Annotated in this window: 13 protein-coding genes and 1 pseudogene; 10 read left to right on the top strand and 4 right to left on the bottom strand. The window is 68.9% G+C overall.

Annotation, left to right across the window (positions count from 1 at the left end):
* Positions 1-246 precede the first annotated feature (246 nt).
* The gene (locus AIIKEEIJ_RS03500) at positions 247-1356 is read right to left on the bottom strand and encodes an alcohol dehydrogenase catalytic domain-containing protein (RefSeq protein WP_161994944.1); all 1110 of its coding nucleotides are present in this window, start codon (positions 1354-1356) and stop codon (positions 247-249) included.
* Between the two features lie 214 nt (positions 1357-1570).
* On the opposite strand from AIIKEEIJ_RS03500, the gene ggh reads away from it, so the two are divergent.
* Complete coding sequence (gene ggh, locus AIIKEEIJ_RS03495) at positions 1571-2908, top strand: glucosylglycerate hydrolase (protein ID WP_006932115.1); 1338 nt, start codon at positions 1571-1573, stop codon at positions 2906-2908.
* A 46-nt stretch (positions 2909-2954) separates the two neighbouring features.
* Here ggh and AIIKEEIJ_RS03490 read toward each other — a convergent pair whose 3' ends face one another.
* Positions 2955-4412, bottom strand: a complete 1458-nt coding sequence (locus AIIKEEIJ_RS03490) for a catalase (protein ID WP_029546750.1) — start codon at positions 4410-4412, stop codon at positions 2955-2957.
* Between the two features lie 118 nt (positions 4413-4530).
* Entirely contained in the window at positions 4531-6348 is a 1818-nt protein-coding gene (locus AIIKEEIJ_RS03485) for a sigma-54-dependent Fis family transcriptional regulator (protein WP_029546749.1), read from the bottom strand.
* A 164-nt stretch (positions 6349-6512) separates the two neighbouring features.
* Between AIIKEEIJ_RS03485 and AIIKEEIJ_RS03480 the strand changes: the two genes are divergently transcribed.
* The 9 genes from AIIKEEIJ_RS03480 (at position 6513) to AIIKEEIJ_RS03440 (ending at position 15782) form a co-directional block, all read left to right on the top strand.
* Entirely contained in the window at positions 6513-8144 is a 1632-nt protein-coding gene (locus AIIKEEIJ_RS03480) for a methane monooxygenase (RefSeq protein WP_029546748.1), read from the top strand.
* A gap of 84 nt (positions 8145-8228) precedes the next feature.
* Complete coding sequence (locus AIIKEEIJ_RS03475; protein ID WP_043801009.1) at positions 8229-9272, top strand: FAD-binding oxidoreductase; 1044 nt, start codon at positions 8229-8231, stop codon at positions 9270-9272.
* A 50-nt stretch (positions 9273-9322) separates the two neighbouring features.
* Entirely contained in the window at positions 9323-10429 is a 1107-nt protein-coding gene (locus AIIKEEIJ_RS03470) for an aromatic/alkene monooxygenase hydroxylase subunit beta (RefSeq protein WP_029546746.1), read from the top strand.
* Positions 10426-10767, top strand: coding sequence for a propane 2-monooxygenase effector subunit MimD (gene mimD / locus AIIKEEIJ_RS03465; protein WP_006932127.1), 342 nt, complete (start codon positions 10426-10428; stop codon positions 10765-10767). The genes AIIKEEIJ_RS03470 and mimD overlap by 4 nt, the downstream gene beginning before the upstream one ends.
* Before the next feature lie 78 nt (positions 10768-10845).
* Entirely contained in the window at positions 10846-11889 is a 1044-nt protein-coding gene (locus tag AIIKEEIJ_RS03460) for an amidohydrolase family protein (RefSeq protein ID WP_006932128.1), read from the top strand.
* Entirely contained in the window at positions 11886-12644 is a 759-nt protein-coding gene (locus tag AIIKEEIJ_RS03455) for an iron-sulfur cluster assembly protein (RefSeq protein WP_161994943.1), read from the top strand. The genes AIIKEEIJ_RS03460 and AIIKEEIJ_RS03455 overlap by 4 nt, the downstream gene beginning before the upstream one ends.
* Positions 12641-13666 (top strand): alcohol dehydrogenase catalytic domain-containing protein, encoded by a 1026-nt coding sequence (locus AIIKEEIJ_RS03450; RefSeq protein WP_161994942.1) that lies wholly within the window; start codon positions 12641-12643, stop codon positions 13664-13666. The genes AIIKEEIJ_RS03455 and AIIKEEIJ_RS03450 overlap by 4 nt, the downstream gene beginning before the upstream one ends.
* 39 nt (positions 13667-13705) lie before the next feature.
* On the top strand, positions 13706-15355 hold the full coding sequence (gene groL, locus AIIKEEIJ_RS03445; protein WP_161994941.1) for a chaperonin GroEL: 1650 nt from the start codon (positions 13706-13708) through the stop codon (positions 15353-15355).
* Between the two features lie 106 nt (positions 15356-15461).
* The gene (locus AIIKEEIJ_RS03440) at positions 15462-15782 is read left to right on the top strand and encodes a putative quinol monooxygenase (protein WP_006932137.1); all 321 of its coding nucleotides are present in this window, start codon (positions 15462-15464) and stop codon (positions 15780-15782) included.
* Positions 15783-15887: 105 nt separating this feature from the next.
* Here the strand turns inward: AIIKEEIJ_RS03440 and AIIKEEIJ_RS03435 are convergent.
* Positions 15888-16873: pseudogene (locus AIIKEEIJ_RS03435) on the bottom strand (NAD-glutamate dehydrogenase domain-containing protein); the annotation flags it as partial.

Raw genomic sequence — 16873 nt, 5'->3', positions numbered from 1 at the left:
GTGCTCCGGCCGATGGGCACAGTCGGCGGGAGACTTTGGGCCCTTTCTCCGAGTCCTCGGTCCCGCCGACGGCGACAGAGTCGAGGGAGCGCTCCGGCGCCCAGCGAGGGACCGAGTGGCCGGGTCGGCCGGGCACCTCGTCCCGTGCCGCTCGACGGGTCGCTCGGCCGTCCGGAAAACCACTTCCCGCAATATATCCGGTCCGGGACCTTGGTCCCGGACCGACCGGCACTCGGCCTCTTACCGTCAGTCGTCGAACATGATGACCTGACGCACGGCCAGCCCGTCGGCGAGCTGGTCCATGGCCTCGTTGATGCGCGACAGGGGGATCCGTGCGGAGATCAGTTCCTCCACCGGGAGCCGGCCCTCCCGCCACATCCGCGCGTACTGGGGGATGTCGCGGCGCGGCACGGCCGAACCGAGGTAGCTGCCGACGATCGTGCGTGCCTGCGCGGTCACCGTCAACGGGGAGATCGCCGCCGTCGCGGCCGGCGCGGGCAGGCCGACCGTCACGGTCGTGCCGCCGGGCGCCGTGAGACCGAACGCGGTCTCGAACGCCCGTGCACTGCCGGCACACTCGATGACGTACCGGGCCTTGACGCCCCGCTCGACCGCCCCGGCCGGCGTGTAGGTCTCGTGTGCTCCCAGCTCGCGGGCGCGGGTGAGCTTGTCGTCGAGGGTGTCGATCGCGACGATGCGCGAGACGCCCTGCGCGACGGCCGTGAGGAGGGCGGCCATGCCGACCCCGCCGAGGCCGACGATCGCGACGCTGTCCTGCGGCCGCGGCCGGGCCGCATTGAGAACGGCGCCCCCGCCGGTGAGCACGGCACAGCCGAGCACCGCGGCGACGTCGGGCGGCACGTCGTCGTCGACCGCGACGGCCGACGCGCGGTCGATCACCGCGTGCGTCGCGAAACCCGAGACCCCGAGGTGGTGGTGCACCGGGTGGCCGTCGCGGTGCAGGCGACGGCCGCCGTGCAGCAGTTCCCCGGCGTTGTTGGTGGCGGACCCGGTCGTGCAGGGCAGCCGGCCGTCCTCCGCGCAGCTGTCGCACGCCTCGCATCTCGGCAGGAACGACATGACCACCCGCTGCCCCACCCGGAAGTCGTCGACGGAGGAGCCCACCTCGACGATGCGGCCGGCCGCCTCGTGCCCGAGCAGCATCGGTACGGGGCGGACCCGGTTGCCGTCCACGACGCTCAGATCGGAGTGGCACACCCCGGCCGCCTCGATCTTTACCAGCAGCTCGGTCGGTCCCGGCGCGTCGAGCTCGAGTTCGGACACGTTGATCGGTTTCGACTCGGCGAACGGCCGCGGCCGGCCGATCTCCTCCAGGACTGCGCCGGTGATCCTCATCTGCCGATACTCCTCGGGTCCGCGGGACGGTTTCCGGATCCCACCGTAGGTCTCGTGCGGGAAGGTTGGTGGGCGTCGGCACCGATCGATGCGCCGTTTCGGACAGAAACAACGGTCGGGACGCGTGAAGATGTCCGATTTCCGGCACCCCGCGACGGGCGGTCCACCTGCCCCTCGGCGCGCGCCCACGCCGGGACGGTCGCACAATGATGCGATGCCGGACCGCGGATTCACCCACACCCAGCTCGCCGCGCGGGCTGCCTACCTGCTGCGCGGTAACGACCTCGGCACGATGACCAGTGCCGCCCCGAAGCTGTATCCGCACATGTGGAGCTGGGACGCGGCGTTCGTCGCGGTGGGGCTGGCCCCGTTGAGCGTCGAGCGGGCCGTCGTCGAACTCGACACCCTGCTCTCGGCGCAGTGGCGCAACGGCATGATCCCGCACATCGTGTTCGCGAGCGGGGTGGACGGTTACTTTCCGGGTCCGGCGCGCTGGGCCTGTACCGATCTCGCCGCCGCCGCGCCACTGGGCCCGCAGACGTCGGGCATCACTCAGCCGCCCGTGCACGCCATCGCGGTGCAGCGCATCCTCGACCACAGCCGCCGGCACGGCCGCAGCACCCGCGCCGTCGCCGAGGAGTTCCTCGACCGCCGCTGGCCCGACCTGGTGCGCTGGCACCGGTGGCTGGCCCGCGCCCGGGACCTCGACGGCAACGGCCGCATCGCGCTCTACCACGGTTGGGAATCGGGCATGGACAACTCGCCCCGGTGGGACGCGGCCTACGCGAACGTCGTCGCCGGCGCGGTGCCGACGTTCCGGCGCGAGGACCTCGCCCACGTCGGCGACCCGAGTCAGCGGCCGACGGACGCCGAGTACGCCCGCTACCTGTGGCTGCTCGAGGAGATGAAGGAAGTGCGCTACGACGACGACGCCCTGGCCACGGCCATGAGCTTCGCCGTCGAGGACGTGTTCGTCAGTGCCGTGTTCGCCCTCGCGTGCGACGTGCTCGCCGTCATCGGGGAGGAGCATTCGCGCCCGAACGCCGACGTCCGCGAGCTGCACGAGTACGCCGACCGGTTCCGCCGCGGCGTGCTCGACACCACCGATCCGCGCACCGGCGCCGCCAAGGACTTCGACCTGCGCAGCGGCCGCTGGATGGCCACCGACACGCTCGCGATGTTCGCGCCGTTGTTGTGCGGTGGCCTGCCCCGCGGCACCGAACGGGCCCTGCTGCGCACCTTCGAGGGCCCGAAGTTCTGCGGCCACCCCGACCTGCGCTACGCGGTGCCGCCGTCCACCTCCCCCGTCTCCCGGGATTTCCGTCCGCGCGAGTACTGGCGCGGGCCGGTGTGGCCGGTGATGACGTGGCTGTTCTCGTGGACGTTCGCCCGCCGCGGGTGGGCGGAGCGCGCTCACCTGCTGCGAGCGGAGGGTCTGCGGCAGGCCAGCGACGGCTCGTTCGCCGAGTACTACGAGCCGTTCACCGGCGAGCCGCTCGGCAGCATGCAGCAGTCGTGGACCGCCGCCGCGGTACTGGACTGGCTGGGGTGAGGCGGTGTCCCCCGCACCCGCACGGGGCCGGGGGACACCACGGGACTCACAGCGCGCCGAGTGCCTCGCAGGCCTTGCGAACTCCCTCGCCGTAGGCCGGATCGGCCTGGGTGCAGTTGGCGATGTGCCGCTCGATCGTCGCCGCCGATGCCCCTGTGATGGCACGCGCGGTGTTCTCGAACAGCACGGTCTGCTGCTCGGCGGACATGCCGCGGAACAGGATTCCCGGCTGCTCGAAATAGTTCTCGTCGTCCGCCCGATGGTCGAACCGGTCCGCGACCGCGCCCACCGCGAGCGGCGGTTCGGCGTACTCGGGCTGCTCCCGGAAGCGGCCGTACGAGTTCGGTTCGATGCTCGGGACGCTGCCCTGGTTGCCGTCCACGCGCATCGCGCCGTCGCGGTGGAAGGAGTTCACGTGCGCGGCGGCCCGGGGGCAGTTCACCGGGATCTGGTGGTGGTTCACGCCGAGCCGGTAGCGCGCGGCGTCCCCGTACGAGAACAGCCGGCCCTGGAGCATCCGGTCGGGTGAGAACCCGATGCCGGGAACGATGTTCGCCGGGGAGAAGGCGGCCTGTTCGACGTCGGCGTGGTAGTTGTCCGGATTGCGGTTCAGTTCCAGCTCGCCGACCTCGATGAGCGGGTAGTCCTTCTTGGACCACACCTTGGTCAGGTCGAAGGGGTGGTACCGGTACGCCGCCGCGTCGGCCTCGGGCATGATCTGCACGTACAGCGTCCACTTCGGGTGGTTGCCGGATTCGATCGCCTCGTACAGGTCCCGCTGGGCGGATTCGCGGTCGCCGGCGATCACGGCCGCGGCCTCCTCGTCGGTGAGGTTCCTGATGCCCTGCTGGGTGCGGAAGTGGAACTTCACCCACGAACGGGTGCCCTCGGCATCGACGAACGAGAAGGTGTGCGAGCCGAATCCGTGCATGTGCCGGTACCCGTCGGGGATGCCGCGGTCGGACATGACGATCGTGACCTGGTGCAGTGCCTCCGGCAGGTTGGTCCAGAAGTCCCAGTTGTTCTCGGGATCGCGCAGATTGGTCCGGGGGTCCCGCTTCACGGCGTGATTGAGGTCGGGGAACTTGAGCGGATCGCGGAAGAAGAACACCGGCGTGTTGTTGCCGACGACGTCCCAGTTGCCCTCCTCGGTGTAGAAGCGGACGGCGAAGCCGCGGATGTCGCGTTCGGCGTCGGCGGCACCGCGCTCCCCCGCGACCGTGGAGAACCGGACGAACACCTCGGTCTGCTTGCCCACGGCGGAGAACACCGCGGCCCTGGTGTGCCGGGTGATGTCGTGCGTGACGCGGAAGGTGCCGAATGCTCCGGAACCCTTTGCATGCATCCGTCGTTCGGGGATGACCTCGCGGTCGAAGTGCGCGAGCTTCTCGAGGAACCACACGTCCTGGAGCAGCATGGGTCCGCGCGCCCCGGCCGTGAGACTGTTCTGGTTGTCCGGCACCGGCGCGCCGGCGGCGGTGGTGAGTCCGTTGTGGTCGGTCATCGATCACTCCTGTCTGGTCACCCCGGGCTGGTGGGGCGAACGTCTCTGCGCTCAGCAGTGTTTCCTGAGGAGCGGTGTCCCGGTGTCTCAATTTGACACGGGCACTTGATATTCGGAATCAGAGGGTGATGCCGAACTCGCGGATCTTGCGGTAGATCGTCGCCCGCGACATGCCGAGCGCCTTCGCGGCCGCCGCCTTGTCGCCTCCGTGCAGGGCCAGTGCGTCCACGATCGCATCCCGCTCGAGGGACTCGAGCCGGGTCAGGTTCCGGCGGGTCGTCGCCCGGCACTCGGCGGGCAGGTCGCCGATCTCGACGGTCCCCGAGCGCCGGCGCCGGCAGGTCTCCTCGAGGACGCTGCGCAGGTGGGTCACGTTCCCCTGCCACGACAGTCGCATGAGCTGGTTCGCCGCGGCCGGCGAGAGCGTGAGGTCGGTGGCGCCGGCGGCGTCGAGGAGGAAGCGCACCAGCTCGGGGACGTCCTCGAGATGATGGCGCAGCGGGGGAACGGAGAGCGTCTTCGGAAAGAGCCGGAGCAGGGAGTGGGTGTCGCTCTCCTCCTGCGGGGGTTGCATGGTCAGCGCCACCCACGGGTCGTCCGGAAGGGTGTCCGGCGTGACGGTCTGCAGGAGCTGGCCGAGACCGGCGAGATCGTCGTCGCCGAGCGCATGGGCGTGCAGCACCGCCAGGTCGGAGCCGCCCTCGAGCGTGGCCGACGCCTGCTCCAGCAGCTCCCCGCCGTCGACCGCGGCCGCGTCGAGCACCGCGAGGCCGCGGTCGCTCCGGACGTGCTCGTGCGCGGCCCGGATCAGCGCGGTCTTGCCGACCCCGGGCTCGCCGTCGAGCACGAGCCATTCCCGTCGCCGGCAGGCCTCGACGACGCCGTGGACGGTGTGCTGCCACTGCGCGCTGCGACCCGCCAGCGCGCGCAACGCCGGCTGCTTCGCGGCGCGCGGGCTCCGGGTCCGGGCGAGTTGCTCCTTGATCCGCACGACCCCGCCCGCGAGCCTGTCCTCGACGAAGGTCGGCTGGTAGGACAGCCGCGCCGTGATCCCGCTCGGCAGGTCGGCGAGCATCGTGAACGGTTCGGCCCGCCCGCGGGCGTCGCGGGTCCGGTCGATGATCGCGGCCTGGTCGCGTGAGTCGAACTGCTGCTGGGTCTGGGCGTTCATCATCAGGACCTCGTCGCCGACGGCGATGACCGGGCGACCCGAATGCTGGCAGGCCGCGTGGTAGTCGTGCAGGAGGGCCCGGTCCAGTTCGTTGGCCTCCTCGAGGATCCGTTCCCTGATGCGGGTGGCGGCCAGCTTGGCGAAGGACAACAGCAGCGAGTTCGTGTTCTCGGTCTTGGTGGTCAGGTCCACGACGCCGAGGAGTGTCCCGGTGATCGGGTGCGTCACCAGGGCCCCGGCGCAGGAGAACAACCGCAGGTGCCCGCTGTAGTGCTCGTCCCCCCGGATCAGCAGGGGTGCACCGACCTCGAGCGCGGTCCCGATGCCGTTGGTCCCCACCTGGGACTCGGCGTAGCGGAAGCCGGGAGCGAGGTCGACCCGGTCCAGGGCGGTCAGCAGCCCGCGGTCGCCGCCGTAGCGGCTGAGCACGGTGCCCTTGGCGTCGGTGAGGATCAGGGACACCGGCTCGTTCTCGATCTCCGCCGACAGCGCGGACAGCACCGGGCGGGCCGCGCGGGTGAGGACGGTGTCGACGGGGAGCGGTTCGACGTAGCCGGCGCTCGGGCGGTCCACGTCGACCTTCGCCGCCCGAGACCGCAGCCACGAGACCCGCAGCCAGTTCCGGACCCGGCGGTCGCCGGGATCGTCCGCGGCCTGATCGGCCGAGTGGAACGCCTCGCGTGCCTCCCGGAGTGACGTGTGGTCCTGGGAACTGCTTCGGCTGAATTCACCCACCTCGGTCTCCCGGTCGTCTGGAGTTGTCACGGGGACATTCTCATCGGGCCCTGCGTCCACAAGGGTAATTGTGCCGAATGTGACCTGCGTCTCACATTGAGACAGATCGGGGTGGCGCCCGCGGGTTGTATCTGCATCCACACCCCACCGTCCACGGCTGGCACCGAGCCGGCTCCCGATCCAGGAGGCGCACATTGAGTAGGCAGAGCCTGACCAAGGCCCATGCGAAGATCACCGAGCTGTCGTGGGAACCGACGTTCGCGACGCCGGCCACCCGCTTCGGCACCGACTACACGTTCGAGAAGGCCCCCAAGAAGGACCCTCTCAAGCAGATCATGCGGTCCTACTTCCCCATGGAGGAGGAGAAGGACAACCGGGTCTACGGCGCGATGGACGGCGCCATCCGCGGGAACATGTTCCGGCAGGTCCAGCAGCGCTGGCTGGAGTGGCAGAAGCTGTTCCTCTCGATCATCCCGTTCCCGGAGATCTCGGCGGCCCGCGCGATGCCGATGGCCATCGACGCGGTGCCCAACCCCGAGATCCACAACGGGCTCGCCGTGCAGATGATCGACGAGGTTCGTCACTCGACGATCCAGATGAACCTCAAGAAGCTCTACATGAACAACTACATCGACCCCGCCGGGTTCGACATGACCGAGAAGGCGTTCGCGAACAACTACGCGGGCACCATCGGCCGGCAGTTCGGGGAGGGCTTCATCACCGGTGACGCGATCACCGCGGCCAACATCTACCTGACCGTGGTCGCGGAGACGGCCTTCACGAACACCCTGTTCGTGGCGATGCCCGACGAGGCGGCCGCCAACGGCGACTACCTGCTGCCCACCGTGTTCCATTCGGTGCAGTCCGACGAGTCGCGGCACATCTCCAACGGCTACTCGATCCTGCTCATGGCGCTGGCCGACGAGCGGAACCGGCCGCTGCTCGAGCGGGACCTGCGCTACGCGTGGTGGAACAACCACTGCGTGGTCGACGCCGCGATCGGCACCTTCATCGAGTACGGCACCAAGGACCGCCGCAAGGATCGCGAGAGCTACGCCGAGATGTGGCGGCGGTGGATCTACGACGACTACTACCGCAGCTACCTCATCCCGCTCGAGAAGTACGGGCTGACCATTCCGCACGACCTCGTCGAGGAGGCGTGGAAGCGCATCACCGAGAAGGGCTACGTCCACGAGGTGGCCCGGTTCTTCGCGACGGGCTGGCCGGTGAACTACTGGCGGATCGACGCCATGACCGACGCGGACTTCGAGTGGTTCGAGCACAAGTACCCGGGCTGGTATTCCAAGTACGGCAAGTGGTGGGAGAACTACAACCGCCTCGCCTACCCCGGCCGCAACAAGCCGATCGCGTTCGAGGAGGTGGGATACCAGTACCCGCACCGCTGCTGGACGTGCATGGTGCCCGCCCTCATCCGCGAGGACATGGTCGTGGAGAAGGTGGACGACCAGTGGCGGACCTACTGCTCGGAGACCTGCTACTGGACCGACGCCGTCGCGTTCCGCAGCGAGTACGAGGGACGTCCCACCCCGAACATGGGCCGCCTCACCGGTTTCCGTGAATGGGAGACCCTGCACCACGACAAGGATCTCGCCGACATCGTGCAGGACCTCGGGTACGTGCGCGACGACGGCAAGACCCTCGTCGGTCAGCCGCACCTCGACCTCGACCCGAAGAAGATGTGGACCCTCGACGACGTGCGGGGCAACACCTTCCAGAGCCCGAACGTGTTGCTGAACCAGATGTCCGACGCAGAACGCGACGCCCACATCGCCGCGTACCGCGCCGGCGGCGCAGTTCCTGCCTGATTCAGGCTCGGTGGGTGGCGCCGCGGCCACTCCGGCGCCACCCACCGCCTCACCATTCATTCCACGAGCCCAGGAGACACCCCCGTGGCCGACAAGCACCGCATCAATTTCGAGCCCGTCGACATCGAGATGGAAGTCGGCGAGGACGAGTACATCCTCGACGCCGCCTTCCGGCAGGGCATCCATCTGATGCACGGCTGCCGCGAGGGGCGTTGCTCGGCCTGCAAATCCTTTGTCCTCGACGGCGACATCCAGATGGAGGACTATTCGACGTTCGCCTGCAACGACGCCGAGACCGACGAGGGGCACGTACTGCTCTGCCGCTCGACTGCATACAGCGACTGCACCATCGAACTGCTCAATTTCGACGAGGACGAACTCCTGGGTGGTATCCCCATCCAAGAAGTGCGCACCCGGATCACCGCGATCGAGCCGATGACCAAGGACATTGTGTCGCTGCAACTGCAGCCCGTCGAACCCACGGAGTACGAGTTCAAACCTGGTCAGTACTCCGACCTGCAGATACCGGGAACCGAGGAACATCGGTCCTTCTCCATGGCGACGACCCGATCGACGCCGGGACATGTCGAGTTCCTCATCAAGAAGTACCCCGGTGGCAAGTTCGCCGGCTTGCTCGAGGACGGCATCTCGGTGGGCGACGAGATCACCCTGACCGGACCGTACGGATCCTTCACCCTCAAGGACGGTCACGTCCTGCCGGTGGTCTTCATCGGCGGCGGCGCCGGCATGGCCCCGATCCTCTCGCTCCTGCGGCACATGAGCGAGACCGGCAGCACCCGGCCCGTCCGGTTCTACTACGGTGCCCGCACGCCGGCGGATCTGTTCTACCTCGAAGAGATCCTCGAACTGGGAAAGACCCTGACGGACTTCGTGTTCGTGCCCTGCCTCTCGGAGTCGGCGGAGCCGGTGCCGTCCGGACTCCCGGAGGTCGAGGAAGGCAACGTCACCGACATCGTGGACCGCCGCGAGCCGGACATCCACCGGAGCGAGGTCTACCTGTGCGGGCCACCCCCCATGGTCGATGCAGCCCTGGAATTGCTCGAGGTGCACAACACCCCGAAAGACCAGATCTTCTACGACAAGTTCACCAGCCCCGCCTTCGAGTAGGCGCCGTAGGAAACCACCCTGCTCCTTCACCGACAGAAGTGAGAAACGAGATGACCGCATCTACCGACTCCAAGCACCGTAGCTTCCCGAAGATCGAGTTCACCGACTCCGAAGCCGGCGCGCTGGACTTTCCCAGCTCCCGCAGCCGCACCTTCACCTACTACACGCCGGCCAAGAAGCGGTCGACGATGTACGAGGACGTCACCGTCGACGTGCAGCCCGATCCCGAGCGGCACCTGTCGCAGGGCTGGATCTACGGCTTCGGCGACGGACCGGGCGGATACCCGAAGGAATGGACGGCCGCGAAGTCGTCGAACTGGCACGCCTTCCTCGACCCGAACGAGGAGTGGGACCAGACGATCTACCGCAACAACGCGGCGGTCGTGCGCCAGGTCGATCTGTGCCTGCAGAACGCCAAGCGCGCCCGCGCCTACGACGGCTGGAACACGCCGTGGCTGAAGTTCATCGAACGCAACCTCGGCGCCTGGATGCACGCCGAGAACGGCCTGGCGCTGCACGTGTTCACCTCCATCCAGCGGTCCGGGCCCACGAACATGATCAACACCGCGGTGGCGGTCAACGCGGCACACAAGATGCGGTTCGCGCAGGACCTCGCGCTGTTCAACCTCGACCTGTCCGAGGCCGGGATACCGTTCGACGGGGCCGCCCACAAGGAGGTCTGGCAGTCGGCGCCCGAATGGCAGCCCACCCGCGAGGTCGTCGAACGGCTCACCGCTGTGCCGGACTGGTGCGAGCTGCTCTTCGCCACCAACATCGTCTTCGAGCAGCTCGTCGGCTCGCTGTTCCGCAGCGAACTGGTCATGCAGATCGCCGCCCGCAACGGCGACTACATCACGCCGACGATCGTCGGCACCGGTGAGCACGACTACGACCGGGATCTCGCGTACACGCGCAACCTCTTCCGGCTGCTCACCCGCGACGAGCAGTTCGGCGAATCGAACAGGGAGCTGTTCGGGACCTGGCTGGCGACCTGGGTGCCGCGCTGCCTCGACGCCGCGCGCGCCCTGCAGCCGATCTGGTCGCAGCCGGCCGACAAGGCGGTCACCTTCGCCTCCAGCCTCGAGGCGGCCGAGGCGAAGTTCCGTTCCCTGCTCGAGGACATCGGGCTCGACATCGCGAAGGAGCTGGACAAGTGAGCATGCAATTCGGATCGTCCACCGAGTTCTCCAACATGTGTGGCGTCACCCTGATGAACACCCCGATCGGCCGCGTGGTCGCCGAGGTCATGGGCGCCAAGGACGGCGTGCAGCTGACGGAGTACCCGTCGATGATCCGCGTCGACGGCGTCAACCGCCTCGAGTTCGACTACGAGGAACTCACCGACGCTCTCGGCTCCGACTTCGACGGCTCCGTCTTCGAGGAGATCAGCTCCACCCACTACGGGCGCATGGTGCACCTCGATGACAAGACCATGCTCTTCGCCAGTCCCGAGGACGCCGCCGAGTACATCGGATTCGATCTCACGGCGCACTGACCGCGGCCGTCCGGGCCCGCAGACCGGGCCCGGACGGCTCCCGATCCACCACCGGCACACGACAGAACGAGGGAAGCGATGTACGAGAAGGACGGGCAGCAGTACTTCATCGTGGACGGGCACGTGCACATCTGGGACGGCCGCGAGTCGAACCAGAAGAACGTGCACGGGCGGCAGTTCATCGACTGCTTCTACGACTACCACAAGAACCTCAGCCCCGAGGAGGAGGTGTGGGACTACGACACCTACACCTACTACGGCGGCGAACGCCTCATGAAGGACCTGTTCGTGGACGGTCACGTGGACCACGCGATCTTCCAGGCCACCCTGTTGAGCGACTTCTACCGGAACGGGTTCGGGCAGACCGAGGAGGCGTTCGGGCTCACCCGCAAGCACCCCGACAAGCTCACGTACAACCATGCCTACGATCCCCGCCACGGGGAGGCCGGCCTCGAGCAGCTGCGCCGGGACGCCGAACGGATGAACCTCCAGGGCGTCAAGCTCTACACCGCCGAATGGCACGGCGACTCCCGCGGATACAAGCTCGACGACCCGTGGTCGAGGCGCTACCTCGAGGAGTGCATCGAGCTGGGGATCAAGAACATCCACGTGCACAAGGGCCCCACCATCCGGCCGCTGGACCGTGACGCCTTCGACGTCGCCGACGTGGACAAGGTCGCCACCGACTACCTCGATCTGCGCTTCGTCGTCGAACACGTGGGCTTGCCCCGGCTCGAGGACTTCTGCTGGATCGCCACCCAGGAGTCCAACGTGTACGGCGGTCTGGCCGTGGCGATGCCGTTCATCCACACCCGTCCCCGGTACTTCGCCCAGATCATCGGCGAATTGCTCTACTGGATCGGCGAGGACAAGATCCTGTTCGCCAGCGACTACGCGCTGTGGACCCCGAAGTGGCTGATCGAGAAGTTCGTGGACTTCCAGATCCCGGAGGACATGACCGAATACGCGCCGATCACCGTCGAACAGAAGAAGAAGATCCTCGGCCTCAACGCCGCGGCGCTCTACGACATCGACGTCCCGGAACACCTGCGGCTGCCCGAGCCGGCCGGACAGGAGGGGGTCGAGGTCGCCGCGGGAGCCCAGCAGGCGGTGTCGTCGTGACCGCGGCTCCGGTGTCGGGCAGCGACGTGCTCGCCGCGCTCGGCACCGTGGTCGATCCCGAACTGGACGAACCGATCACCGATCTCGGCTTCGTGCGGTCGGTGGTCCTCGACGACGACGGGGTGACCGTGCACCTGCGGCTGCCCACCGCGTTCTGTTCGCCGAACTTCGCCTACCTCATGGCATCCGACGCGCAGGACGCCCTGCGGGCGATCGAGGACATCGGGCACGTGCGGATCCTCCTCGACGACCACCACGACAGCGGCAAGATCAACCGCGGGCTCGCCGCCGACGCCGGCTACCGGGGCACCTTCGGCTCCGAGGCGGAGGAGAACCTCGACGAGTTGCGCCGCACGTTCCGGCGCAAGGCGCACCTCGCCGCCCTGGAACGCTGCCTCGAGAACCTGCTGAAGCACTCGGAGCTCACCGTCGACGACATCCCGTCGCTGACGCTGAGCGACATCCCGCCCGGCCGGCAGAAGGCGGCCCTGATACGCCGGCGGCTCGACATCGGCCTGAGCCTGTGCCCGGCCAGCCGGGTGTTCGTCGACGACGACGGGCGGCCGATCCCCCGTGAGGCGGTACCGATGCGGCTGCGGTTCGCCAAGTCCGTGCGGATCTCCATAGAGGGGAACGCACACTTCTGCCGCGGGCTGCTCGCGACCCGGTACGCCGACGGCGACGGCGGATCGGCAACACCCCGGGTCGCCGACGTCCGAACCAGTTGTTCCGCAATCGTCAGGAGAGTGTCATGAAGGCCGTGCAGGTGGTGGGGTACCACACCAAGCTCCAGCTCGAGGAGATCCCCGAGCCGAAGATCGAGGGCCCGCTCGACGTCGTCGTCCGCATCGGTGGAGCGGGCGTGTGCCGCACCGACATCCACATCCTCGAGGGGCAGTGGGCCGAGAAGAGCGGCGTCGTCCTGCCGTACACGATCGGCCACGAGAACGCCGGCTGGGTCCACGCCGTCGGCGACGCCGTCACCAACGTCGCCGTCGGCGACAAGGTCATCCTCCACCCCCTCATCACGTGCGGACTCTGCCGCGCGTGCCGGTTCGGCGACGACGTGCACTGCGAGAACAGCCGGTTCCCCGGCATCGACACCAACGGTGGCTACGCCGAGTACCTGCGCACCACCGCGCGCAGCGTGGTCCGGATCGACGACTCGCTCGAGCCGTCCGACGTCGCAGCCCTCGCCGACGCCGGGCTCACGGCCTACCACGCGGTCGCCAAGGCCGCGCGGGCGACGCGACCGGGCGACGTGTGCGTCATGATCGGCGCGGGCGGCCTCGGCCACATCGGCATCCAGGTCCTGAAGGCGGTCTCCGCGGCGACCCTGATCGTGGTGGACCGCAACCCGGCCGCCGTCGCGCTGGCCGTCGGGATCGGTGCCGACCACGGCATCGTCGCCGACGGCACCCACGTGCAGCAGGTGCTCGAGCTGACCGGCGGCCGCGGCGCCGAGGCCGTCGTGGACTTCGTCGGCGAGGACGGCGCCACGAGGGACGGCGTCGCGATGCTGCGCCGCGCCGGCAACTACTACGTGGTCGGATACGGCGAGAACATCGACGTCCCCACGATCGACGTGATCTCCACCGAGATCAACTTCATCGGCAATCTCGTCGGCTCCTACAACGACCTGCAGGAGCTCATGGCCCTCGCCGCCCAGGGAAAAGTCACGCTGCACACCACGAAATATCCGCTCGAGCAGTTCCAGCAGGCGATCGACGACCTCGACGCGGGACGGGTCCGCGGCCGCGCGATCCTCGTCCCCTGAACCGCACCCCGCACAGTCAGCACGAAAGGAAGTCCAGCCATGGCCAAGGATCTGCGGTTCAACCAGGAGGCACGCCTCCTTCTCGAGTACGGGGTCAACGCGCTCGCCGACGCGGTCAAGGTGACCCTCGGCCCCAAGGGCCGCAACGCGGTGCTCGAGAAGCTGACCGGCCCACCCACCATCACCAACGACGGTGTCACGATCGCCCGCGAGATCCAGCTGCGGGACCCGTTCGCCAACATGGGCGCGCAGCTGGTCAAGGAAGTGGCGATGAAGACCAACGGCGTCGTCGGTGACGGCACCACGACCGCGACCGTGCTGGCGCAGGCCATGGTCCGCGAGGGGATGCGGGCCGTCGACGCCGGTGCCAATCCCATGCGGGTGCGGCGCGGCATCGAACGCACCGTTCCCGTCGTCGTCGAGGCACTGCGGGACCGGTCGGTGCAGGTCGACGGACGCAAGGATCTCGAGCGCATCGCGACCCTCGCCGCGAGCGACGACGAGGCCATCGGCGAGGCCATCGCCGAGGCGGTCTCCCACGTGGGCAGGTCCGGCATCGTCACCACCGAGGAGAGCGAGACCCTCGGGATGTCGGTGAGCGTCGTCGACGGCATCGAATTCGACCACGGCTACATCTCCGGCTACATGGTGACCAACCCCGAACGCATGGAAGCGGTCCACGAGAATCCGCTGATCCTGTTGACCAACAAGAAGATCACCCAGGTGCAGGAGATCATGCCGAGCATCGAGGCGGCCAAGCGCGCCGATCGGCCCCTCGTCGTGCTGGCCGAGGACGTCGACGGCCCCGCCCTGCAGCTCCTCGTCGGCGGCAACATGCACAACACCATGCAGTCCGTCGTCGTGCGGGCGCCCGGCTTCGGGCACCGGCGCGTCGCCGAGCTGCAGGACCTCGCGGTCGCGCTGGGCGGGCACGTCGTCGCCAAGGACACCGGCGTCGAACTGTCCGAGGTGACGGCCGAGCACCTCGGTTCCTGCGACCGCATCACCGTCACCGAGAACGAGACGACGATCGTCGGCGGCCACGGCGATCAGAGTCTCCTCGATGCGCGGATCGCGCAGCTCGAGGCGCAGCTCGGACGGGCCCGGATCGACGCAGACCAGGACAGCCTCCAGCTGCGCATCGCCCGGCTCACCGGGCGGGTCGCCGTCATCCGCGTCGGCGGCGCCACCAGCGTCGAACTCAAGGAACGCATGCTGCGCGTCGAGGACGCCCTGGCCGCCACCCGGGCCGCCCTCGAGGACGGCATCGTCGCCGGGGGCGGCACCGCCCTGGGGCAGGCGCACCGGGCGCTGGCCGACCTCGACCTGTCCGGCGACGAAGGCATCGGCCGCGACGTGGTGCGGCGTGCCCTGCCCGAGCCGCTCCGGTGGATCGCGGTCAACGCCGGCTTCGACGGCGACGAGGTCGTGGAGGTCGTCGCGGGGCTGCCGTCGGGACACGGGTTCAACGCGCTCTCCGGCAAGTACGGCGACATGTTCGACGAGGGCGTCGTCGACCCGTTCAAGGTCACCCGCGCCGCGCTCGAGAGCGCCGCGTCCATCGCGGCGCTGCTCATCACCACCGAGACCGCGATCGTGGAGGAGGTCTTCGGAAACCCCGGGGCGATCCACGCGCCCGGCTTCGGGGACCTGGCCGAGGGCATGGTCCGCCCGTCCAACATCTACTGATCGCCGGGGGATCGTCTCGGCGGCGGCCGGGCCTCGTCGGTCGCTTCCCTCCGAGGCAACCGGCCGCCGCCGTGCCCACCACGGCTCGACAGGAACGGAGTGCGCAATGATCTTCATCGTGGTCAGGTTCCGGGTCCGTCCCGAATACCGGGACGACTGGGTCGCCCTCACAAAGGAATTCACCGAGTCGACGCGGGCCGAACCGGGCAATCTGTGGTTCGAGTGGTCGCGCAGCGTGGACGACCCGTCCGAGTATGTGCTCGTCGAGGCGTTCCGCGACGGTGAGGCCGGTGCCGCCCACGTCGGTGCCGACCACTTCCGCAAGGGGCTCGACGCCATGCGCCCGGCGCTGAGCGAGACCCCGCGGATCCTCCACACCGAGATCCCCGGCGTCGAGTGGTCCCGCATGGGCGAACTCGAAATATAGGCGGCTCGCCGCCGTGACACTGTGGCGGCTCGCCGCGGTGACACTCTGGTGGCTCGCCGCCGTGGTGCCCTTTCGGATCTCCACCGGTCCGAAAGGGCACCACACTCAATGACTCTCGCGCACGAGCAGGCGCAGTTCCGCGCCGAGCGTGCACGCCCGCGGCAGATCGACGAGCCCGTCCTCGCGCAGTTCGGTGGTCAGGCGCGTCACCCGGGCGATCGCGTCCGGGACCCGCCGCTGCCACCGCGCCAGGACCTCGTCGACGTCGGCCGGAGCGAACGGGGTGCCGTCCCGGCGCAGGATCGCGGCGACGAGGGCGTGGTGGCGTTCGGCGAGCTCGTCCCGCACCGTGGCGATCGCCGTGCTGTCCCACCAGGTGTGGGATCCGGCGGACAGGTCCGGCGACGTCCCGTCGAGCCCCAGCAGCGAACCCGTGCCGGCGTGCACCCGGGCGACGGTGCGCGCCGGGCAGTTCAGCGTGTACGCCGTGTCGACCAGGGCCGGGTACTCGCCGAGTAGCCGGAAGTCCGGCCCCCCGTCCGCCCCGGTGTCGCTCAGCAGGTCCTCCACTCCGGCACGCAGCCGGGTGATCTCGGCGCTCACGTCAAGCGGCGACGGCCGCAGCCGCAGGATCCACGAGGCCGCATGCTCGACGAAATTCTGCACGGTGCCGAGCCGCGCCCAGCGTTCGGCGGCGGAACCGGGGCGGTCCCGCGCCTCGGCCCACAACCGGTCCGTGTCGAACACCGCCCGGATCACCGCGTACGCCCGTGCGACCGCCGGCGTGCGCACCCCGAGTCGTTCCTCGAGCTGATAGATCATCCCCGGTCCGACGTGGTCGACGAGGTCGGAGGCGATCCGGGTCGCGACGATCTCGCGGCGCAGGGGATGATCCCGGATCTCGTCCTGCAGCAGTCCGCGCATGCGTTCGGGGAAGTACGCCTGGGCGACGTCGGCGAAGACGGGGTCGTCGGGCACATCCGACTCGAGCAGGTCCCGGCACACGACGTTCTTCGACCGCGCGAGCAGCACCGCGATCTCCGGCCTGGTCAGCCCGCGGCCGGCCCCGGCCCGCGCGGCCAGCTCCTGCA

The sequence above is a fragment of the Rhodococcus sp. YH1 genome, assembly GCF_009939605.1.
GTDB lineage: Bacteria > Actinomycetota > Actinomycetes > Mycobacteriales > Mycobacteriaceae > Rhodococcus > Rhodococcus aetherivorans.
This window is presented reverse-complemented; position numbering and strand designations above follow the sequence as displayed.

Bases quoted from the DNA above. Each gene is read 5' to 3' on its own strand.
- ggh (WP_006932115.1), top strand. From the start codon at position 1,571: ATGCCGGACCGCGGATTCACCCACACCCAGCTCGCCGCGCGGGCTGCC.
- AIIKEEIJ_RS03450 (WP_161994942.1), top strand. From the start codon at position 12,641: ATGAAGGCCGTGCAGGTGGTGGGGTACCACACCAAGCTCCAGCTCGAG.
- AIIKEEIJ_RS03490 (WP_029546750.1), bottom strand. From the start codon at position 4,412: ATGACCGACCACAACGGACTCACCACCGCCGCCGGCGCGCCGGTGCCG.
- AIIKEEIJ_RS03500 (WP_161994944.1), bottom strand. From the start codon at position 1,356: ATGAGGATCACCGGCGCAGTCCTGGAGGAGATCGGCCGGCCGCGGCCG.
- groL (WP_161994941.1), top strand. From the start codon at position 13,706: ATGGCCAAGGATCTGCGGTTCAACCAGGAGGCACGCCTCCTTCTCGAG.
- AIIKEEIJ_RS03440 (WP_006932137.1), top strand. From the start codon at position 15,462: ATGATCTTCATCGTGGTCAGGTTCCGGGTCCGTCCCGAATACCGGGAC.
- AIIKEEIJ_RS03470 (WP_029546746.1), top strand. From the start codon at position 9,323: ATGACCGCATCTACCGACTCCAAGCACCGTAGCTTCCCGAAGATCGAG.
- AIIKEEIJ_RS03460 (WP_006932128.1), top strand. From the start codon at position 10,846: ATGTACGAGAAGGACGGGCAGCAGTACTTCATCGTGGACGGGCACGTG.